A 21,171-nucleotide genomic window follows, 5' to 3' on the forward strand; every position below is an offset into this window, starting at 1 on the left:
CTTTAGAATAAGCAGAAAGTGTTTCAGAAAGAAGGGCCTTGGATGTTTGTGATAAAAACCCTCTCCTATAAAGAAATCCTTTATATAAAAGAGATGGAATTTGAAGAAGGTAAAGTGACGAGTCTGATCGGGGAAAGCGGGGCAGGAAAGTCTACTTTGCTGAAAATGCTGAACGGACTGCTGTCTCCTGATAAAGGGAGTATAACGTATAAGGGGAAAGAGCTGTCAGAGCTAAATTTCATTCAGCACCGGAGAGAGGCTGTCATGCTCGCTCAGCAGCCGGTCATATTCGAAGGATCGGTGAGGGACAATTTGCTGATCGGCCGGAAGTTTTCTGAAAAGCCTCCAGTGGATGATCAGATGCTGACTGAAGCGCTGTCTTTTATAAAGCTGGATAAAGACCTTGATGATGATGCCGAGGATTTATCCGGAGGTGAAAAGCAGCGGCTTGCTCTTGCAAGGGTTTATATCATGGACCCGGATTGTTATCTGCTGGATGAGCCAACTTCCGCTCTGGATGAGGGAACAGAAGAAGAGATTGTACGCAGATTTTTGGAGAAGGTAAAAGGGAAAACGGTCATCATGGTTACCCATTCTAATGAAATCGCGGAAAAATACAGCGACCAGGTGATTACTCTTCATAAACTGGCAAAGGATCACGCCCATGAATGATAACATGATTAATATTGACTTATGGAGACTGTTGGCTGCATACGGGTTTATCATCCTGCTGCTGGTTATCGTCAAAAGAAGAGGCATTCGCAGGGAATGGAAGATCATTATCGCCACGAGCCGGATGACGATCCAGCTGATTCTAGTCGGCTACATCTTAACGTACATATTTGAACGCCCTAATCCGTTTATATCCATTCTTATTGTATTGGTCATGGAGACCTTTGCCATCCTGAACATCTTCAGGCAAGTGGAGGATTATCTGTCAAAAAAAATGAAAACCGCGATCGCTGTCTCGATGCTCTCGGGGTCTTTAGCCAGTCTTATCTATTTCAATTTTGTCGTCGTTCACTTCGAACCATGGTATGAACCGCGCTATTTTATTCCAATCGCCGGGATGATCATTGGAAACTCCATGACCGGTATAACGCTTGGAGTCAAAAACATGGTGGAGGGCATGAGGAAGCAAAAGCAGTATGTAGAAGGTGCGCTTATGCTTGGAGCTAAGCCGGAGGAGGCCTCGCGCTCCATCGTCAACTCTGCTTTTGATTCAGCGATCCTGCCGACTCTTAATAATATGCTCGGAATGGGGATCGTCTTTCTTCCGGGCATGATGACAGGTCAGATCCTGGCAGGTGCAAGCCCGCTTGTAGCCATTGAATATCAGATTGTCGTGCTCCTCAGTATTACAGGAAGCACCGCTCTATGCGTCATCCTCTTCATCCAGCTCGGGACAAAGCTGTTTTTTAACAAACGGTCCCAGCTCGTATATAGAGGAGAAGAGTAAATTTCTCAAAGAACCGTGCAGAATAAAGCTCTGCATGGTTTTTTTGATTGCAGCAGGAGGCTTTTTCACTTACTATAAAAACAGAAGGAAAATATGGTAATTGTTCAAGGAAAAGGATGAGGCATTTTGACTTCTTATAAAGCCATGCTTTTCGATCTGGATGACACACTGGTGGACCGGGATCGGGCAGTAGAGCGTATGTTCTGCAAGGTTATAGAGACATGCTATGAAGATGTTCCAGTGAATGCCGAGATGCTGCAAGCATTTAAGGAGAATGATCAAAAAGATTATGGCACGAATGATAAAACACAGATGTTTGAATCGTTTTTTCACAAATACCCGCCTGCATACAGATTGCAGGGCGGGCAGATCCTGGAGTTTTGGAATGTGAATTTTCCGCTTTGCTTCGAAGAGGATCCAGAGGTCATTCAGGTTGTAGAAGCAATAAGGAGAAAGGGGATAAAAACGGGGATTATTACGAATGGTTCTTCAGTCAGGCAGAGGGCGAAGTTGAAGAATACCCGGCTGAATCCATATTTTGAAACAATCCTCATTTCAGAAGAAGCGGGACTCAGCAAGCCTGACAGCCGTATCTTTGAATTAGCCTTATACAAGCTGAATGTCCAGCCGGAAGATACACTGTTTATAGGGGATAACCTGCACTGGGATATAGAAGGCTGCCAAAATGCGTGCATGATGGGCGTCTGGTACAATCCACTAAATAGAAAGGCCCCATCAGATATCATACCGTTTGCAGAAATCAGCTCGTTAGATCAGCTTCTTGATCTCTAATTGCAGCACCATACTCGAGAATGTATAGAGGATAGTAAGATGATTACGATACAAAAAGCCGTTATGGCAGATGCAGTTCAACTGACTGCCATCATGAAGAGGACGTTTGATGAAGAGGCAAGAAGGTGGCTTGAAAACAAAGAAACAGCAGATTATAACATTCAGCCGCCGGGGTACGATTCTGTGGAGATGATGAAGTACAGCATCGAGGAACTGCAGTGCTACAAAATCATGAATCATGGTGAACTAGCGGGTGGTCTGATTATGACGGTGACCGGCTCTCAATTTGGCAGGATTGACCGGATATTTGTAGATCCTCTTTATCAGGGAATGAAAATAGGTACGCGTGCTATGGAACTGGCTGAAATAGAGTATTCTTCCGTTCTCACATGGGATCTTGAAACATCGGTGAGGCAGGTGCCCAACCATCATTTTTATGAAAAATTGGGGTACCGGGAAGTGTTCAGATCAGAAGATGAAATTTGCTATAGCAAGAGAATGGAAGAACCCTCCCGCACTTTTCATTTTAATGGCGATATTGAAGAACCTTCTGCCAGCCTTTACGATCAACGCAGCATGGAGGGAAGCGGGTTTTATCAGGTTAACCTGGCAAAAAGCTCTGTCAGCAATAGCACACTGCAGGAGGCCCAATTCAGCAACTGTAATCTCAGCGGCTCAAAGTTTCAAAATATCAATTTCCGGGACAGTCTTTTCGCTGATTTAAACCTTTCTAACAGCAAGCTCAGACATGTAACATTAGAAGGGATAAAGGTAATGGATTCGACTCTGGGGGAAAGGAATCATCCGGTTACGTTCGAAAGATGCGATCTTGAAGGAACAAAAATCAGCGGCTGCAGCTTGAAAAATGCTCAAATTACGAAAAGTGAAATAGAAGGCATGACAATTGACGGGATATCCGTGGAAAAACTTCTTGAAGTGTATGATGCTTACCAGAAAAAAAGAGATCATTAAACGTACAGGATATAAAAAGAAAAAGCGAAGACGATTGGCAGTCAACGCTTTTTTCTCTATTATTCAGTAAGTTCGCTTGTTACGGTCTGGAAAACTCGACAGTCCTATCATTCCGTTCAAACCATCCTCTAAACGACCAGTTAATATACCCGCCATCGCCTTCATTCGTGAATTTTCCATCTTCAAATACCCAGACTCCGAACGTCACACCGTCATATTCCACCGTTTCAAAGAATTTAACGCCGTTTAATTGTTCATCATATCCTTGGCTTAAGTTCATCACCATCACATTGTGCTGCTGACCCGCTGCATAAAATGCGTTCTCCATCGCGCCTTTAACAAATCCGCTGCGGTTGTCCGCTGTTTTTACTGCGTCAGCAATCGCTTCTCCAATGGCTACAGGATCAACCGGAATCTCTGCAGCCGCTCCGGCCGCCTTTGCAGAAGCAGTTGATTCTTCAGATGCAGGAAGAGCTAATGGCGTCACCAGCATCGCTAATCCCAAAGCAGACGAAACAGCAGCTTGTTTTTTCTTCATAAGATCTCCTCCTTATTTTGAGTTACGGAGAACTTTTACCCTGATGATCCTAAAAAAAACAAAATTAGAAAATAGTAGTATAATTTAATATTATTTTGAAGAGAATTAACTGGGTCAAAGTTCACTAATATACAAAGCTATCCGTTGTTTAGATCATCTAATGATCCCTTATATTACAGATACGTAAAGGCGTAATGGGAGGTTGGAAGGCAGACTGTCCGTAGGTCAAATTATTTTTAAATCGATCACTTTTGAATAATAATCCCATTAAATGGCGTTTTCCAGCATTTATCATAAGAAGGAATGATTCACTTTTTGTTAAAACAGTACATTGGTTACAGGGGTGATTGCATCTAAAACAGCGCTGTAAAGAACGTGTAAGGGGAGCGGGTGCATATTAAAGGATTTTAAGGCTGGAAAGAAGCTTTGAATGAAAAATGATTCTCTTCCAGATTTGTACAGTGTGATTAGCGGGAATGAGGCTGCAGCGGAAATAAAGCTGCCAGTGAACATACTTGAGTTGCTGTAAAGTAAACTTTCATAAGAAAACTTAAGTCACAATCGTTCGTATTGATTGCTGATTGGTTTATGTATTGAAGAAGACCAAGATACGAAAGTCTGCAGCGATGCAGCAAATAAACGATATGAATAAAGGCAGGAATCAGAAAAAAATTTCTTTTTGTCTCATTATCTTAAGTATACTTAGGTTTTGAGACAAGATTCAGTTTGATTCTGCAACTGATTAGAATTTACATTATGTCTACTTGAAAAAAGTAAGAAAGCCAGAGCATAGTTACTCTGGCAACTTTCCCCTACTATAAATCATGGCCTTCATTTATCTTGGAATTCTTCCGTTTATTCTGTAACTGCTCGATCGGCAGCTTTTCTTGCTGGAAAGTCTCAAACTTTCTTTCTAAATAAATTCCCTTGTCTGAATAAATCCAGTCAGCAAACTGTTTTATCGTTTTTCTGCCGCTGACATATACCCGGTAATGGTTGTTGTAGGTTTTGAATACGGGTTCAAATCCTTGTTTTTCAAGCGTTATTTTGAGCATGCTCATGAAATCAAACGACCCGCCTACAAAATTAATGAAATATCCTCTGTAATTAATATTTCCATCACCATCAAAATAACCTCGGATAAAATGATGTAAATATTCCTCAGGTATAGTAGGAAATACAGCATCAACTGACTTTTTAGAAGAAACCCCAAATAAATTAATCAAATCTTCCCTCATAATTTTACTGTTCAAATTAAGAATATACACTCCGGTCTTTTTATTCTGGCACAGGATGGCTTCTGACTGCATCTCCTCTCTGATTTGTTCGAGGATCATGGGATCTTTCTGAGCAAAGCTTACGGTTTGCTGCTTGCTGGCAACAAAGCCATCTGCATAGAAAAATCCGAGTATGTATGCCATGTTGTTTGACCACGTTTTGAAATAATGTTCGTTCAGCCTGTATTTTCTGTGGGAATGTCCGAAAGGTCTCAATTGAACATTATGATCTTTAAAAACGAGCCTTACATAATTTGGTGATACGTTTTCTGCTTCTGCTATTTCTCTCGTCCCCGTACCTTCTCTGTAAAGCCTGATCATCTCCTCAATCTCCATTGTCCTCTTTCTTAATTTTCCCTTCTTTTTCCCGCTCTCCATATCCATCCCTCCTATTAGTATAAACATTCCATTTTCATTATACGAACATTTGTTCTATAGGTCAAAAAATAGCATTTTGCTATCGGTTCATTCTAAAAAAACGACATAAATAAAAACGCCTTGCCTGCAATTCCTTCTGCCGGCCGGGCGTTTGTTTAAGGTATATCATCCATCATACATCCTATCTGCTCCGCCCTTTGTATAGGGTCTGCAGATTACTTTCTCAAGATCTTTTCCATCGCTTTTCCCCTTGCTAATTCATCGATCAGCTTATCCAGGTAGCGAATTTCACGCATCGTTGGTTCTTCAATGTTTTCTACACGGACACCGCAAATCACGCCTTTGATCAGTGCCCGTGACGGATTCATTTGAGGAGCTTCCGAAAAGAATGTTTCAAAATCAATCTTATTATCGAGGACCATTTGAAGCTCCTCTTCGCTGTATCCTGTCAGCCAGCAGATGATTTCATCTACTTCTTCTTTTGTACGGTCTTTTCTCTCTGCCTTTGCGACATAATGCGGATAGACGCTTGCAAAGCTTGTAGTAAATATTCTATGTTTCGTCATAAGATACCCTCACTTTCGTTCATTCTCCAACCGTTTTGAAATAGCCAGTCAGCTATTTATTAGATTCATGCAGCTCGCAGACTTGTATGGCATTTATCCATTTTCCTGCTTTATCTGACTGTAACCTTCGACAGATCGGCATCCAATCCCTTTAAAGCCGCGTACGTCAGTTTATCCATCACCGCTCCGTCAAAGCGTACCGTTTTAATATCGCGGTAAAACTTTTTGGTCAGGGTGAAACCGGAAATGAAGGACGTATTCTTAAAGGAAGCGTTTTTAAAGGAAGCGCTCTTTAGTGCTGTTTTATCAAACTTGACTCCCATAAAGGTCTGTCCGTCAAAGGACATCCCGCTTAAATCGGAATATTTGAAGTCCACTCCGTTAAAATAACAGTTTTCAAATACCGCTTTACGAAGATCGGTCTTGGTCAATGTGACGTCCGTCATGTTCACGCTGTTAAATTTGGCGCCATCCAGCCCTGATGCGCTGAAATTCGTACGAACCAGGATGGTTTGATTAAAGCTTGCATTGGAAAGGTCAAGGCTCTTGAAACTGCAGTCTGTCAGGTTTGCTCTGTCAAAGTTCGCTTCCCTTACATCGCTCCCATTGAACGAACTGCCGGTCAGATCAGCACCGGAAAAGTCGGAGCCGTGAAGTGCACTGCCATTAAACTGGCCTTTATGAGCCTTCACCCCGGCAAAGTCACTTTTCACAAGATTGCTTCCGCTGAAATTTGTCAGCACCTGACGCTCAAGCGACCGGGTAAGATTGGCTACCTCCATGACCGTCTCTTCAATGTCTCCAATGCTGTCAATCGTCATCCCGAATGCGGTTTCATCATCCTTTCCCTCCGCTTTCAAGTCGCGGAACCGTTCCTGAAGATCAGAAAGCAGATCTTCTTTCAGCTCATCCACACTTTTTACGCCGTCATATGGTGCAAAAACGCCGTTCAGATAATGGTTCAGTTTTTCGTTCATCAGTAGTCCTCCCTATAATAAGTCTTCAAGCACCCGCTTCGCATACTCCCAGTTGCTTTTGTTGCGCTCATAAGCAGCTCTTCCCTTATCGGTAATCCTGAAATATTTTCTCCGTCCGCCCTGTGATTCATTGCCCCAGTACCACTCGATGTCTCCGTCCGCCTCGAGCCTGCGGACGCTTGAGTACATCGTAGCCTCCTTTAGCTCGTACTGGCCTCCTGACCGTTCGGCAATCAGCTTCACGATCTCATAGCCGTACCGGTCTGTTTCGGCAAGCAGCCTCAGAATCATCGTATCCGTATGTCCGCGGAGCAAATCGGATGTGATTTTGTTAGCGCTCATTCCATCACCTCTTATTTGCAGTATATGCCACATTACTATGAGTGTCAAAGTAATTTATTTATGATATTACTTTGCTGAGGAAGTTCTTTTTATTCATGGACAAACGAAAAAAGACATCCTTCATGTTCCTATAATGCGCAGATCACAGCTGGAGCCGGTTTACGTACGCAGGTGCATGATAGATGCCTTTTATTTAGACGGATGTGATGTAAGGGGGTAAATCCTGTGAACTCTTTTATTGACCAGCAGCTTCGGGTCATATTCATAACGCGTAATTAGAATTATTTTTTCTTTTTCTTCGAATAAAACTCAGCTGCTTTTTTTCGGTTTCCGCACAGCTCCATGCTGCACCAGCGTCTCTTTCCTCCTTTAGATGTATCAACAAAATAGAGTTTGCATTCTTCATGATTACACTTCCGAATACGCTCGAGAGGAATATTTTCAAGAGTATCCAATAAAGAATCCAAAATGCTGTACAACACGTGATCTTCAACCGTTTCCCCTTCAAATGTCATCTTCAAATTTTCACTGATGGTCGGGCTGACTTGCAGGTTTTCAACAGCTATTTTAATTGTATTGGCCGTATTAAGCGAAAGCTCTCCTCTTTGTTCGATCTCTGCCAATATCGTCTTACAAAGAGTACGGATTGTGTGAAGCTCAACAAGTAAAGATTCCAGTATCTCTTTTTTTTCCAGAGCTTCTGCATCAGATTTCCGCAATAGATTGTTTCCCTTCAGCCATTGAAGCGCGCTTGATGCATTAGCTAATATGTCTATCTCTTGTTTATTCGAGACGTAAATGGTATTAACAAGGTTTACCCAAGAAGACCCGCCTAATGTAAATATTGATTTATCCAAAATGTAATCACCTCACTACAATTATAACCACTAAAAATAATTTGACAAGTTATAAAAAGTGATGTAACGTAAATTGTAACTTCTAAAAATAGTTTTAACGGTTATATAGATTTGAATTTCATTAACCCTTTTAGAAGTGCAAAATAAAATGGATGAGGTGGTAATATGACAGTTACTCACAAAACGATCAGGATTCAGGGCGTAGATCTTTTCTATCGAGAAGCAGGTCAAAAGGAAAATCCAACAATTCTGCTGCTTCATGGTTTTCCCTCCTCTTCGCATATGTATCGAAACTTAATACCGGAATTAATGGAGGAATTTCATGTTGTGGCACCCGATTATCCAGGGTTTGGGAACAGCGGCCAGCCGGAAATGAATGAGTTCGAATACACATTTCATAACTTTGCCCTTCTCATTAATGAGTTCGTTGACCAATTAAACATAGAGAAATTTAGTATTTACGTACATGATTATGGTGCTCCAGTAGGGTTCAGGCTGGCGCACGAACACCCTGAACGTATTCAAGCCATTGTAACCCAAAACGGAAATGCCTATGAGGAAGGTTTAATGGCAGCCTGGGACCCCGTACGCACATACTGGAATAATCCTAATAAGGAAAATAAGGATAACATTCGATTCCTTTTATCAGCCGAATTTACGAAGCATCAATATATGAATGGTACCCGTAACCCTGAGCATATTAGTCCTGATGCTTGGAATATGGATCAGTTTGTTTTGAATCGCCCCGGAAATGACGAGATACAGCTTGCTTTACAATATGACTATAGAAACAACGTTAAGCAGTATCCGAACTGGCAGAAATTCTTTAGGACCTACCAGCCGCCTACACTCGTTATATGGGGCAAAAATGACATGTTTTTCGGACCTGAAGGTGCTCTGGCATTTCAGAGGGATCTTGATGACTGCGACGTGCATTTATTGAATACAGGCCATTTTCCACTGGAAGAAGATTTAAAAATAAGCGCTTATTTAATTAAACAGTTCCTGCAAGACCGTCTGCAAAGCGAAGCCTGATTCCTGCAGAAGTGGCTTTTTATCATACCTTTCCTTATGTGTTTCATTGTGGAAGAACACGGTCTTCCTTATAATAAAAATAGATAGGTTATGTAAGGAGACCCAAAGATGAAAGAAGAACAAAATGCAAATCCAGAAAACATCTTGGATGAAGAAACCCTCTTTATCGTTTCCCAGACATTCAAAGCCCTGTCGGACCCGACCCGGCTCAGAATTCTTAATCTTCTTTTCGAAGGAGAGCATTCCGTGAACGAGATCGCCGAAAAGCTGTCGCTTTTGCAGACGACTGTATCCCATCAGCTCCGGTTTTTGAAAAATATCCGGCTTGTGAAATTCAGGAGAGAAGGAACGTCACTTTACTATTCCCATGATGATGAACACGTCATTGATATGCTGAAGCAGACGATCGACCATGCGAGACACATGTAAAAAAGACCTGATGCACAAAGCATCAGGTCTTTTTTAATTACAGGAAGAACAATTTCCGCCTGCCGAATCGATCTGGATCGTTACATGGTGAAGCTCGAATGATTCATGAAGCAGCTTTTTGGCTCTTTCCAGCAGCTGCGGGTAATCCTCAATCGTTTCTACCTCCAGATGGCAGCTGAGCGCCGGAAAATCAGAGGTGATCGACCAGATATGCAGATCATGAACACCTTTCACTTCTTCCATTCCGAGCAGCGTCTCTTTCACCTTTTCGACATCTATGTTTGGAGGCACACCCTCCATCAGAATATGAAACGATTCCTTTGTCACCCTCCATCCGCTTATCAAAATTAATAAGGCGACAAGGACGCTTGCAATCGGATCCGCCAGATTCCAGCCGAAAAACAGAATGAGCAGAGCGGCTGTGATCGCCCCGACAGAGCCGAGCAAATCTCCAATTACATGAAGGAACGCACTGCGCACATTCAAGTTCCCGTCCTTATCCCCTCTCATCAGGATATAAGCCGCGGCAAGGTTTACGACAAGTCCAATGATTGATACAGCAAGCATCCCGGTACTGATCACAGAAGGCGGCTCTAGAATCCGCTGATAGGCCTCCCAGAAAATATAGAGGGAGATAAGCAGCAAGGTAAGGCCGTTGATAAAGGCAGCAAGTATTTCAAAACGCTTATAACCATATGTCTTAGAAGCTGAAGCGCCTTTTTCTCCAAACTTCAGCGCAAAGAAGCTCAATCCCAGTGCTGCAGCGTCGCTCAGCATATGTCCTGCATCAGACAACAGGGCAAGACTGTTCGTCATGATCCCCCCGATGATTTCAACAACCATAAAGGAGGCGATCAGGAAAAAAGACAGCTTCAGCGCTTTTTTATTTGCTGATGCATGGGAATGACCATGGTGAGAATGCCCGTGTGCATGACCCATAAAAAACGACCTCTTTTCATATATGAGTATATATTCATATATTATGAGTTATAAAGCCACACCTTTCAAGTTTCTTTTATTTTCCGGGTCTTGCCCAAATTAAATGAAAGATTCCCTTCCAGTGATGCTCTGCCTGGATCACTTCCAGCGGTGACCGGGATAAAATCTCCATGATGTCCCGGTCCTGGAAGCATCCCGCCGCTTTACAGGCAAGCGGGTTAACCGCTTTTTGGATGAAAGAGATCATGGCGTTCCTGCTGATTCCGTGCTCCAGTAAAAGGATAGACCCATCCGGTCTGCACCAGTGCTGCAGCTGTTTAAGTACCCTTAATGGATCGGGATAGCCGCAGAGAGACAGGGTGGAAACAATGGTGTCGAACGAATTCTCTTTAAATGAGGCATCATAGATGTCTGTTTCGATAAGATTTACGGGCAGGCTGTACAATCCTGCTGCCTCTCTTGCCTTTTCGAGCATCGCCGGACTAAAATCCACAGCCGTAATGCTGCTTATGGCGCCTCGCTTATAATACGGAAAGTTCCCTCCCGCTCCAACGGCAATTTCCAAAACCTCTCCCTGGGCTCCATTCAGCAAATTTTCTCTCCATTCTTTCTGAAACTGCTTTTCTCTGATCCGGTCATATTTTTCCGCCTGTTTATTGTATTTTTGAATGAGTTTGCCATTTTTCCCTGCCTTCATTCGATCAGCTCCCTTACAGCTGCTCCTTAAAGGATGCAGCAGGAATTTGTACAATAAGGAATTGATAAGCCTTCCCTTTAATTCTCAATATCCCTTTTACTAAAGCCTGTAAAACCGGCCGATGTCATCAGGAGGGCGGCAGCACTCAGAAGAATAAGGGGCATCGCTGTAAATTCGTCCACCGGAATATGCGGGACATAGCCGAACGGAGACAGCTTGCCCGCCCACTCCGGAAACTGAAACAGCTCTCCAAAATAAAGGGTGATAAAGGAATACACTACATAAAACCAGATCGCTCCTGCCCATTTAGGAATAAAACCGATAAGAGCTGCAGCGATACTGACCATAACGAGCATAGCGGGAAAGTAAGCCCATGCAGCTCCAAGTATCATCTGAAAGGAAATTCCGCCTTCTGCCGCTGCCGTCCCGGCTGACCACAGGCCCAAGGCTCCGAGGGTGATCATCAGAAAGCCGGTGAAAACAGCTGCCGTAAAATAGCCTGCCAGAAGTTCATTCCGTGAAACCGCTCTGCCCAATAGGTGTACAAGCCGGTCTTTTTTCTCTTCTGATCGAAGCTTCAAGATGGATAGAATGGAAGGAATAACAGCAATTAACGAAATAACGATCAGCAGCAAAGGAATAAACTGCTCAATAACCGTCATTCCTTCTTCAGGCTGAAACAACTGCTGCATCATCTCATTGTCAGATAAAAAGGTTTCAAGATCTCCGAGAACCGATCCATAGGAGGCACCGAGCACGAACATCCCCGCTACCCAAGACAGCATGCCTGTCCGCTGCAGTCTGAAGATCAGACCGGCCGGGCTCTTCAGAAAACGGGAAGCATGCGTTTTACCGGCCCTTGAAGGCAGCAACCCTCTGCCTAAATCGCGGATTGCATTCAGCCAAATAGCCGCCGCATAAAGAAGCAAAGCAGCCGCAGCGAGCAAAAGCACCGGGAGCCACCTGTTGGAATCGTATACTTCAGCCTTCGTGACCCATGAGAGCGGAGAAATCCAGGAAAGATCCTCATTGCTCACATCTGTGAGGGCACGAATAAGGTAAGCGGACAGCAAAAAAGCGACCGATAAGCCGACGGTTCCTCTGGAGCTGTCTGAAAGCTGGGCAAAAACTGCCGCGACTCCTGTAAAAAACAAACCGGTTGCACCAAGGGCCGCTCCGTAAAGCATAGAACCTTCCAAATCCATGCTTTGCAGCCCGAGAGCATAAAGTCCCGTTCCGGTTCCGAGCGCCAATAATATGCACACCGTGAGCATGACAATAAAAGAAGCCTGTAAATAAGCCAAGCGGCCGGCCGCCAGTGAACGGACCATTTCCAGGCGGCCCTCTTCTTCATCTGCTCTTGTATGGCGCGAGACAAGCAGGATACTCATGATCCCGGTGACGACAGCTGTCATCAGCAGCATTTGATGTGAGGTCATCACACCAAGAGTATAGCGGCTCAAGTCGGCCGGACCGATCATGGCGGTCATGGCAGGATTGGCCATGGTCAGCGCCATCGCATCCCTTTCGTGCTGAGTAGCATATAAGCCATCAAAAGCAAGCGGAACAGCGATCGTAAAAAAGCCGAGGCTGATCAGCCATATGATTATGCGCAGCCAGTCAAGCCGGAAAATGAAGGCGGCAAGAAAAAAAGTTTTAGCAAATAAATTCGTTGTCATGGTCGGCCGCCGCCTTCATAATGGCGCATGAACAAATCCTCCAGCGTCGGAGGTGCGCTTTCCAGTTTGATGACCCCAAACGGACTGATATGTCTGATCACCTCATCCATTCGCTCACTGTCGATTTGGAAAAGGGTATGATTTCCGTCTTCTTCTACATTGTGAATTCCTGCCATCTCCTGCAGACCGGTGACCGGCACCTTTGTCGTCACGGACATCTGTGTTCTCGTCAAATGCCGGAGCTCTAACAGTGAGCCGGTCTCGATCACCTGACCCTGGCGGATAATGCTGACACGGTCACACAGCTTTTCAACCTCGGATAAAATATGGCTCGACAGAAGGACACTCTTCCCCTGCCGCTTTGCATCCAGCACACACTCCTGGAAAACCTGTTCCATGAGAGGATCAAGGCCTGAGGTCGGTTCATCGAGAATAAACAGGTCCGCGTCCATTGCGAAAGCGGCAATTAAAGCAACTTTCTGCCTGTTCCCCTTTGAATACGTTCTGCATTTTTTGGAGGGGTCCAGATCAAATCGTTTGATGAAGGCATCTCTTCTCGATCGGTCTGACCGGCCATTCAGCTTTAAAAATAAGTCGATAACTTCCCCGCCCGTTAAGTTTGGCCACAAATTTACATCTCCCGGAACGTAAGCGGTCCGTTTATGGATGCTGACGGCATCACTCCAGACATCCATGCCGAAAATTCTCGCCTCCCCGCCTGTTGGCTTTAAAATACCAAGCAGAATCCGGATCGCGGTGGACTTCCCTGCACCGTTCGGTCCGATGAAACCCAGAATTTCCCCTTCCTTCATTTCAAGGTTAACTCCGTTCAATGCAGGAAAGCTGCCGAATTTTTTGGATAGCTCTGTAACCTGAAGCACACTCATCCTCTCATTCTCCTTCCTTGTAAAAAGCCTGTTTTAAAAGCTCCGAATAGCTCTCCCATTCTTTTAAAATCACAGCTCCATCCCGGTCGAGAGCTCCTGCTTTGCTCATCTGCATTTCAGCAAACCCTGTCATTGTCCAGTTTAGAATGTGAAGCGCCTTTTCCGGATCCGTGCCCTCCTTAAATTTGGACCAATCAATGTTTTCATAGATTTTTGAAAATCCCTCCTGCAGGATACTGCCGAGAATCTGCTGTGTATCCACTTTTACTTCTTTAGAATCTTCTACTGCAACAGACCGCAGAAAGTCAAACAGCAAAGGATACCTTTTCTGAATGTCTAGTTTAACCAGCCCTGTTCCGCTAAGCCTTTTAAAAATGTCCCTCTCATCCATATTTATTTTTCCCAGAACCATATCTGCCGCTTTTTTGGCATCTTCAATTAGAAATAAATACAAATCTTTTTTGTTATTAAAGTAGTGGAACAAGGAACCCTTAGAAATTTGTGCTTCTTTTACAATTTCGTTTGTGGATGCCTTTTCAAACCCCCTCAGAACAAATTCCTTCATCGCTCCGTTTATGATCCGCTCTTGCTTTTCTGCATTCAGATTAAAAAATTGAGAATTGATAAGCCTTGCTCCTTTAATATTAGATTTGACCACTGTGGTCATGATTAGAATATCTCAATTGACCAAATTGGTCAATTACTATAATTAAAAAAACACCCTATCAAAAAGGGTGTTTAAAGTCGTTAAGAGCATACTGAATGAGGCGGATCACACCATATAGCCAGCTGCAGTTCCTGGTGTGAGATATTCAGTTCCTTGGAAATCCTAAGTATGAGTGTTTCGGAGGGATGTACTTCTCCCCGTTCAATTTTGCCGATATAACTTCTGGTGGTCATCAATCGTTCTGCAAACTGCTCTTCCGTCCACCCTTTATTTATTCTGCCCTCTTTAATAAAAGCTCCATAATTGCTGCAAGGTGCTGTAATCATCTTACTTCCTCCTCATCAAATTGTATTTAGCAGTTGTTCTCAGGAAGTCCTTTAAGCATAAAGCCATCGTTCTGAAAATCCAGAGTCACATTTTCTGCAGCTGACACGGCGAGCTGGTCGATGGCTACCTGTATTCCGTTAATTTCCTGAACGGTGTCTTCTTCCCCGGGTTCATCAAGTCCAAGACCAATTTGCGGACCGCAGCACCCCTGTCCCATTAAATAGAGCCTCACACAGCTCGCTTTGTGTTCCTGCATCGCTGACATCAGTTTTTCTTTTGCGTCATTTGTGATTTCCATGGATAGGCCTCCTTCTGCTATTTATATAGACGGTTTAACGTATCTTTCATTTCTGGCTTTACCTGAATTGCAGGGCGGATGGATTTGGCTTTTCTCTCAGCCTCATCTACTATATCAGCAAGGCCAAGATTGATCAGTGTCCCGATTGCAACCGTACCTGTCCGGTTCTTCCCTCCGGAACAATGAAAGTAAATGTTTTTGTTTTCGTTATAAGCTTTTTCAACTTCATCTAACGCTCGTTTAACAGAGTCATCCTGCTTCTCTGAATCATCTACAATCGGCAGATGAACTCGCTGTTTAACGTGCTGGCCGGAATCAGCTTCTGCTCTTAAATCATAGATCACATCAATTTTTTCATTGTTCAGCAACTCATTGATATCATCTGCACCACCTATAAAGATGCGGTTTTTCACTAACTGCTGATAAGATTTCTCCATTTTAAATTCCTCCTTATTCAGATAGGGATTCGCTCCAGTCATGGACCGCTTTCCCTTCCAGAAACCGTTCTGTATCTAATGCTGCCATACATCCTGACCCTGCAGCTGTAATTGCCTGGCGGTAGTGTTTATCCTGTACATCTCCGCAGGCGAAAACTCCCGCTATACTGGTTTTTGTTGTTCCGGGCACGACTTCGATATAACCAGCTTCATCTGTTTTAATCTGATTCTCAAGAAATGCGGTATTCGGGTTGTGGCCAATCGCTACAAAAATACCATCCGTCGCAATCTGCTTTTCTTCACCTGTGGCGTTATCGATCACTCTTATAGCAGAGACCTTCCCGGCTTCACTCATCACTTCGACAGGAGTGGTATCCAGGCTCCATGTGATATTAGGATTCTGCTTCGCACGGTCCTGCATAATTTTAGAAGCCCTAAGTTCCTTCCTGCGATGGACTACCACAACCTCAGATGCAAATTTGGTAAGGAAACTCGCTTCTTCCATTGCAGAATCTCCTCCGCCAACAATCACGACTTTCTTCCCCCGGTAGAAAAATCCATCACAAGTTGCACAAGTGCTTACCCCTGATCCGATGTTTTCTTTCTCTCCCGGGATTTTAAGCAGCTTGGCAGATGCACCGGTAGATAGAATCAGTGATTCTGCTGTAACTTCCCCCATGCCGTTCACTTGGAGTTTAAAAGGACGTTCATTTAAGTCAACAGAAGTGACCCATCCTCTTTTAAATTCAGCACCAAACCTTTCAGCCTGTTTTCTCATTGAATCCATGAGGACGGGGCCGGTAATTCCATCTATAAATCCCGGGAAGTTTTCTACTTCTGTTGTCAGAGTCAGCTGGCCTCCCGGCTGATCTCCTTCGATCACTAACGGTTTCATATTTGCTCTTGCCAGATAGATGGCTGCGGTCAAACCAGCAGGCCCTGTACCAAGAATCACGACTCGATTCAATGCAATTCCCCCTTCAGCTTAAACAGGATCTTGTTGTAACAGCCCGGAAAATCCCGTTGCTGCTTCTTTCAACCATGGTATGACCACCGAGTTTTGCGCTAATTCAGATTGAACGATCGCAATCCAAGGTTTCTCTGAGTATGCTTTACTTTTCAAAATAGGATCGTTTGTTTCAGCTGCCAGTAAACTTTGATTGATCACCCACCATTTTGGGGTGATCTCTGCCCTTTTAAGGTCAGATTGTAATCGATTCGCTTCAAGTACAGGCGTCGCTTCTGGGAGTGTGACAATCACAACCGCTGTTTCCTCAGGGTTCCTGAGTCTAGGAAGCAGCTTTTTCACGCTTGCCGGAACTTCTCCTGCAGCTCTGGCCATCTCCTTGTGATAGGATTCCGCAGCATCCAGAAGCAGAAGTGTATGCCCGGTAGGAGCAGTGTCAATAATGACAATATCGCGTTCAGACTGTTCCACGACATCCGCAAAGGCTCTGAAAACAGCAATTTCTTCTGTGCAGGGAGAATTTAAATCCTCTTTCAGATAGGCGAGGCTTTCTGCATCCAGCTCTTTTCCGCTTTTCTTAATCATTTCCTGCTTGTATTTCTCTACCTCTGTTTCAGGATGGATCTGGCTGATCGTTAAGTTAGCTTTTCCCTGGGAATGGCTGACCATCTCCTTTAGATTTGCTGCAGGATCTGTTGTTGTCAGGTGTACACTGTGTCCTTTTTCAGCAAGACCCAATGCGATCGCTGATGCTACGGATGTTTTTCCGACCCCGCCTTTTCCCATCGTAAAAATGACCCGTTTATTTTGAACAGAAAATTCTTCTACCATCTCAGCCAGTTTCTGCATCTCAAATAATGGTTCTTCGGTTTGACTGGCATCTTCGGTATAATTTGCCTCAGGTAAAAAGAGATTCCGCAATTTTTGAATGCCTGTTAACGAGTAAGGAACAAATGGAAGCTGGTACTGAACCATCTGTTTTAATGAAGAAGGGATATTCTCCAAAGCTTTTCTCTGACGGTCATAAAAGGTGCTCGATACTTCATCATCACTCATTTTGGATTGAAGCACACCGTTAATGAGCAGCAGCTGATTTTGTATTCCGATTTCCTTTAACTCGGCGGAGGCGCGGCCGGCTTCATGCAAAGAAGCAATATCAGGCCTTGCAACGAGGATTAAGGTCGTTTTTTCATTGGCAGATAATGCTTGAACCGCCTGGGAGTAAGAAGTCTTTTTGTGCTCCAGTCCAGATAATGGACCCAAACAGGAGGCCCCATGTGAACTCTCGCTAATAAACCCGCCCCATGCAGAGGGGAGCTGCAGAAGTCTGAGAGTATGGCCTGTCGGTGCTGTATCAAATAAGACATGATCGTATTCATCAGAAATTTCTTTATTGATCAGCAGGTTTGTAAACTCGTCGAACGCAGCTATTTCTGTCGTGCAGGCACCGGACAGCTGTTCTTCCATCTGGGTGATCACGGTTTGAGGAAGCTTTCCGCGGTAAGGTCCTACAACCTTCTCCCGGTAGGCAGCTGCTGCCGTTTCCGGATCAAGATTCAAAGCGAATAGATTCGGCACGCCCTGAACTTGAGCGGGTTTGTTCGTTAAGGCTGTTTCGAATACATCCTGCAGGTTGGAAGCGGGGTCGGTGCTGACAATCAGCACCTTTTTACCCTGATCTGCCAAGTTTACGGCTGTGGCACTTGCTGCAGAAGTCTTGCCGACTCCTCCTTTGCCAGTGAAAAATAAATACGGAACATGTGGAAGATGAGCTGGACGATAAAACTCAGTCACCGCATTCCCCTCCTCTGTTAATTTTCTGTGTGAAGATCCAGTGTGATTTTCGGCTTTTGAAGCACGAACTCTCTTTCATCGAACCCAAAGATTTCTGCAAACTCCTGATTGGAAGGATAAGTCTGGGTTTTGTATATTTCCCCGTTTAATAAGGTGACAGGAAGAATATCAGGGCCTTTCTCTTCAAGTAAAGCTAATACCTTAGGCTGCTCTGTAAAAGCCCCTGGTTCATTGGCGAGATTGAACCGTTTAATTAAACAGCCCTTGTTTTCCAGTTTGTAAACTGCAGAAGCGACCCGCGTCAGCTCTGGGTCTGTACTGGGTCCGCATACTCCCGTAGGACAGCACATCGCCGGATCATATAGCTGGATGGAATTCATCTTTACCGTCTCCTCCATATAAGTAATTGCTTATATTACAGGTATGAGAAAAGCCGGAAGAGGATTCCCGGCTATTCGTTTACTTCCCTGTTTCTGCAAAGCGTTTGATTCTTTCTCCGATCTCATCACGTACACGCTGGAATACAGACCATTTTTCTTCATCTGTTCCCGTTGCCTTCGCAGGGTCGTCAAAGCCCCAGTGCTCGCGGCGAACGTGAGGAGGCGTCATCGGGCATTTATCCGCGGCATCTCCGCAAAGAGTGACAACAAAGTCCGCATTGTTTAAAATTTCGCTGTCGATGATGTCTGATGTTTGATCAGTAATATCAATTCCGACTTCATTCATGGCTTTTACAGCATTGGGGTTCAGTCCATGAGCTTCAATTCCTGCACTTAGGACATTCCACTCGTCACCTAGATATTTCTTCCCCCATGCTTCTGCCATCTGGCTGCGGCAAGAGTTCCCTGTGCATAGAAAGTAAAGTGTTTTTTTCGTCATATTGTACGTCTCCTTTTATGTGGATTGGAATTAGAAAACCAGCAGCCATAGATACAGGCCGATTAGTGTGATAAAAAGTGTTGGAACGGTCAGGATAATTCCTGTTTTAAAATAAGTCCCCCATGAAATTTTGACTCCCTTCAGTGAAAGAACATGAAGCCAAAGAAGTGTCGCAAGAGAACCGATAGGTGTAATCTTTGGTCCTAAGTCGGAACCGATGACATTCGCATAAATCAGTGCTTCCCTCACGATGCCTGATGTATCAGTCTCGGCAATCGCGAGTGCGTCAATCATTACAGTCGGCATATTATTCATAACGGACGAGAGAATGGCTGCAATAAATCCCATTCCGATTGTCGCAGAGAGCAGGCCCTGATCGGCCACCGCCTGGATGACATCAGCAAGAACGCTCGTCAGTCCGGCATTGCGCAGTCCATACACCACCACGTACATTCCAATGGAGAAAAAGACAATGGCCCATGGTGCGCCTTTAAGTACTTTAGCTGTCGGGACTGCAGGACTTCTCCTTGCCATAATCAAAAAGAAGATGGCAATAATCCCGGCAATAATGGACACTGGAACCCCGATTATTTCGCTAATGAAATAACCGGCCAGCAGGACACCGAGAACAATCCAGGAAAGTTTGAACATCTTTTTGTCCCGGATGGCTTCTTCCGGCTGTTTCAAGCTTGCAGCATCATATGTTTTCGGAATGCTTTTCCGGAAGTAAAGGTACAAGACCAAAATACTTGCGGCAAGAGCGAAAAAGTTTGGCACAATCATACGGCTTGCATATTCAGCAAACCCAATATCGAAGTAGTCAGCTGAAACGATATTGACTAAGTTACTGACAACGAGCGGGAGCGATGTGGTATCTGCTATAAATCCGCTTGCCATGATAAAGGGGAAAACAAGCTTTTCTTCGAAATTCAAGTTACGGACCATCGCAAGAACGATGGGTGTTAAAATAAGGGCGGCACCGTCATTTGCAAAAAAAGCAGCAACCACAGCTCCTAGTATGCTTACATAAACAAACATTCTTACGCCGCTGCCTTTGGCAGCTCTGGCCATATGAAGGGCAGACCATTCAAAAAAGCCGATCTCGTCTAAAATTAACGAAATAATAATTACCGCGATAAAAGTTAATGTGGCATTCCAAACGATGCCCGTTACATCCCATACGTCCTGAAAATCGACAACTCCTGCAATCAGTGCGAGTACCGCACCCCCGCACGCGGACCAGCCGATGGACAAATTCCTTGGCTGCCAGATCACGAGGATGAGCGTCAGAAGGAAAATCAGGGAGGCTAAAATCACTGATGTCAAAATGGTCCCTCCATTATTCGCAGATTATTCGCAATCCCTGTTTTTCCAGATCTTTCAGTCTCTGATCCTGATCCGGAACGAACTCCAGCAGATTTTGAACAAACTCATAGATTTCGCTGTCACGGTTCAATGAATAAAAAACCCACTGTCCGTTCCGTTTTTCTTTAACAAGCCCCGCATCCTTCAGTTTCCTTAAATGCTGGCTGATGGCTGGCTGGCTCGCCTGAAAGATGGCTGTAAATTCACAAACACAGCATTCATTTCTCTGAAGCATTTTCATCATTGTAAGCCGTGTTTTGTCACCGAGCAGCTTCATGATGGCCGCTGCCTGGTCTATAGTGATCGTTTTAGACACTAAAGTCATCTAATGATTCACCTCCAGGTATCATCATATAATAATGCACTTATATAATCAACCGCTTATATTTAAAATTGCAAACAATTTTTTGCTGGTTACATTTTCAGTATATCTTCTCTAATTACTAACCATAAACACAATTTACTTTTCCTCTCCCTCCTTAATTGATTCTTGCCGTTGTTCCCGGCAGCAGGACGGCTCTATTCCTTTTTCTGTTTCCTTCACTTCCTCAATTTTCACATTGCAGCACTCCTTCTGCTTTTCAGAACCAAACCATTTCTTCAAAAAATTCAT

Annotated in this window: 27 protein-coding genes; 6 read left to right on the plus strand and 21 right to left on the minus strand. The window is 44.2% G+C overall.

Features of this window, described 5'->3' with window-relative positions:
- Positions 1-42: 42 nt before the first annotated feature.
- From GKZ89_RS00490 to GKZ89_RS00505, 4 genes are all read left to right on the plus strand, one after another.
- Positions 43-672, plus strand: a complete 630-nt coding sequence (locus GKZ89_RS00490; RefSeq protein ID WP_155110428.1) for an ABC transporter ATP-binding protein — start codon at positions 43-45, stop codon at positions 670-672.
- Positions 665-1,459, plus strand: a complete 795-nt coding sequence (locus tag GKZ89_RS00495) for an ABC transporter permease (protein WP_155110429.1) — start codon at positions 665-667, stop codon at positions 1,457-1,459. Before GKZ89_RS00490 ends, GKZ89_RS00495 begins: the two co-directional genes overlap by 8 nt.
- Positions 1,460-1,603: 144 nt before the next feature.
- Positions 1,604-2,251, plus strand: coding sequence for an HAD family hydrolase (locus tag GKZ89_RS00500; protein WP_155111057.1), 648 nt, complete (start codon positions 1,604-1,606; stop codon positions 2,249-2,251).
- Between the two features lie 39 nt (positions 2,252-2,290).
- Positions 2,291-3,223: a GNAT family N-acetyltransferase gene (locus GKZ89_RS00505; protein ID WP_155110430.1), complete on the plus strand. Its 933-nt coding sequence runs from the start codon at positions 2,291-2,293 to the stop codon at positions 3,221-3,223.
- Between the two features lie 79 nt (positions 3,224-3,302).
- On the opposite strand, the gene GKZ89_RS00510 is transcribed toward GKZ89_RS00505, so the two are convergent.
- The 6 genes from GKZ89_RS00510 to GKZ89_RS00535 form a co-directional block, all read right to left on the minus strand.
- The gene (locus tag GKZ89_RS00510; RefSeq protein WP_155110431.1) at positions 3,303-3,761 is read right to left on the minus strand and encodes a stress protein; all 459 of its coding nucleotides are present in this window, start codon (positions 3,759-3,761) and stop codon (positions 3,303-3,305) included.
- Between the two features lie 815 nt (positions 3,762-4,576).
- The gene (locus GKZ89_RS00515; protein ID WP_241680090.1) at positions 4,577-5,416 is read right to left on the minus strand and encodes an LAGLIDADG family homing endonuclease; all 840 of its coding nucleotides are present in this window, start codon (positions 5,414-5,416) and stop codon (positions 4,577-4,579) included.
- A gap of 215 nt (positions 5,417-5,631) precedes the next feature.
- Positions 5,632-5,982 (minus strand): DUF2200 domain-containing protein, encoded by a 351-nt coding sequence (locus GKZ89_RS00520; RefSeq protein WP_155110432.1) that lies wholly within the window; start codon positions 5,980-5,982, stop codon positions 5,632-5,634.
- A gap of 110 nt (positions 5,983-6,092) precedes the next feature.
- Positions 6,093-6,959, minus strand: a complete 867-nt coding sequence (locus GKZ89_RS00525; protein ID WP_155110433.1) for a pentapeptide repeat-containing protein — start codon at positions 6,957-6,959, stop codon at positions 6,093-6,095.
- 12 nt (positions 6,960-6,971) lie between these two features.
- Positions 6,972-7,301 carry a PadR family transcriptional regulator gene (locus GKZ89_RS00530; RefSeq protein ID WP_155110434.1) on the minus strand — a complete coding sequence of 110 codons (330 nt, stop codon included), beginning with the start codon at positions 7,299-7,301 and terminating at the stop codon, positions 6,972-6,974.
- A gap of 281 nt (positions 7,302-7,582) precedes the next feature.
- The gene (locus GKZ89_RS00535; RefSeq protein WP_155110435.1) at positions 7,583-8,158 is read right to left on the minus strand and encodes a CGNR zinc finger domain-containing protein; all 576 of its coding nucleotides are present in this window, start codon (positions 8,156-8,158) and stop codon (positions 7,583-7,585) included.
- Between the two features lie 165 nt (positions 8,159-8,323).
- Here GKZ89_RS00535 and GKZ89_RS00540 point away from each other — a divergent pair, with 165 nt between their 5' ends.
- Complete coding sequence (locus GKZ89_RS00540; RefSeq protein WP_155110436.1) at positions 8,324-9,193, plus strand: alpha/beta fold hydrolase; 870 nt, start codon at positions 8,324-8,326, stop codon at positions 9,191-9,193.
- A gap of 108 nt (positions 9,194-9,301) precedes the next feature.
- Positions 9,302-9,622, plus strand: coding sequence for an ArsR/SmtB family transcription factor (locus GKZ89_RS00545; protein ID WP_155110437.1), 321 nt, complete (start codon positions 9,302-9,304; stop codon positions 9,620-9,622).
- A gap of 33 nt (positions 9,623-9,655) precedes the next feature.
- On the opposite strand, the gene GKZ89_RS00550 is transcribed toward GKZ89_RS00545, so the two are convergent.
- The 15 genes from GKZ89_RS00550 to GKZ89_RS20950 form a co-directional block, all read right to left on the minus strand.
- A complete protein-coding gene (locus GKZ89_RS00550) occupies positions 9,656-10,561 on the minus strand; it encodes a cation diffusion facilitator family transporter (protein ID WP_155110438.1) in 906 nt (301 codons plus the stop codon).
- A 76-nt stretch (positions 10,562-10,637) separates the two neighbouring features.
- Complete coding sequence (locus tag GKZ89_RS00555) at positions 10,638-11,258, minus strand: class I SAM-dependent methyltransferase (protein ID WP_155110439.1); 621 nt, start codon at positions 11,256-11,258, stop codon at positions 10,638-10,640.
- 77 nt (positions 11,259-11,335) lie between these two features.
- Positions 11,336-12,937 carry an ABC transporter permease gene (locus GKZ89_RS00560; RefSeq protein WP_155110440.1) on the minus strand — a complete coding sequence of 534 codons (1,602 nt, stop codon included), beginning with the start codon at positions 12,935-12,937 and terminating at the stop codon, positions 11,336-11,338.
- Entirely contained in the window at positions 12,934-13,824 is an 891-nt protein-coding gene (locus GKZ89_RS00565) for an ABC transporter ATP-binding protein (protein ID WP_155110441.1), read from the minus strand. The genes GKZ89_RS00560 and GKZ89_RS00565 overlap by 4 nt, the downstream gene beginning before the upstream one ends.
- Before the next feature lie 4 nt (positions 13,825-13,828).
- Positions 13,829-14,491 carry a TetR/AcrR family transcriptional regulator gene (locus tag GKZ89_RS00570; RefSeq protein WP_194201616.1) on the minus strand — a complete coding sequence of 221 codons (663 nt, stop codon included), beginning with the start codon at positions 14,489-14,491 and terminating at the stop codon, positions 13,829-13,831.
- Positions 14,492-14,571: 80 nt separating this feature from the next.
- Positions 14,572-14,817: a helix-turn-helix domain-containing protein gene (locus GKZ89_RS00575; protein WP_155110442.1), complete on the minus strand. Its 246-nt coding sequence runs from the start codon at positions 14,815-14,817 to the stop codon at positions 14,572-14,574.
- A 26-nt stretch (positions 14,818-14,843) separates the two neighbouring features.
- Positions 14,844-15,116 carry an iron-sulfur cluster biosynthesis family protein gene (locus tag GKZ89_RS00580; protein WP_155110443.1) on the minus strand — a complete coding sequence of 91 codons (273 nt, stop codon included), beginning with the start codon at positions 15,114-15,116 and terminating at the stop codon, positions 14,844-14,846.
- A 17-nt stretch (positions 15,117-15,133) separates the two neighbouring features.
- Positions 15,134-15,553, minus strand: coding sequence for a protein-tyrosine phosphatase family protein (locus GKZ89_RS00585; protein WP_155110444.1), 420 nt, complete (start codon positions 15,551-15,553; stop codon positions 15,134-15,136).
- Between the two features lie 13 nt (positions 15,554-15,566).
- Complete coding sequence (gene trxB, locus GKZ89_RS00590; RefSeq protein ID WP_155110445.1) at positions 15,567-16,520, minus strand: thioredoxin-disulfide reductase; 954 nt, start codon at positions 16,518-16,520, stop codon at positions 15,567-15,569.
- Between the two features lie 18 nt (positions 16,521-16,538).
- Positions 16,539-18,314: an arsenical pump-driving ATPase gene (gene arsA / locus GKZ89_RS00595; protein ID WP_162356314.1), complete on the minus strand. Its 1,776-nt coding sequence runs from the start codon at positions 18,312-18,314 to the stop codon at positions 16,539-16,541.
- Between the two features lie 17 nt (positions 18,315-18,331).
- Positions 18,332-18,694 (minus strand): arsenite efflux transporter metallochaperone ArsD, encoded by a 363-nt coding sequence (gene arsD, locus GKZ89_RS00600; RefSeq protein ID WP_155110446.1) that lies wholly within the window; start codon positions 18,692-18,694, stop codon positions 18,332-18,334.
- A gap of 79 nt (positions 18,695-18,773) precedes the next feature.
- Entirely contained in the window at positions 18,774-19,193 is a 420-nt protein-coding gene (arsC, locus tag GKZ89_RS00605) for an arsenate reductase (thioredoxin) (protein ID WP_155110447.1), read from the minus strand.
- Between the two features lie 30 nt (positions 19,194-19,223).
- Complete coding sequence (locus GKZ89_RS00610; protein WP_155110448.1) at positions 19,224-20,519, minus strand: arsenic transporter; 1,296 nt, start codon at positions 20,517-20,519, stop codon at positions 19,224-19,226.
- Positions 20,520-20,532: 13 nt separating this feature from the next.
- Complete coding sequence (locus tag GKZ89_RS00615) at positions 20,533-20,883, minus strand: ArsR/SmtB family transcription factor (protein WP_155110449.1); 351 nt, start codon at positions 20,881-20,883, stop codon at positions 20,533-20,535.
- Positions 20,884-21,018: 135 nt separating this feature from the next.
- Positions 21,019-21,171, minus strand: a complete 153-nt coding sequence (locus tag GKZ89_RS20950; RefSeq protein ID WP_164502870.1) for a hypothetical protein — start codon at positions 21,169-21,171, stop codon at positions 21,019-21,021.

Source organism: Metabacillus mangrovi (assembly GCF_009711125.1).
In the GTDB taxonomy this organism is placed as follows: Bacteria; Bacillota; Bacilli; order Bacillales; family Bacillaceae; genus Metabacillus_B; species Metabacillus_B mangrovi.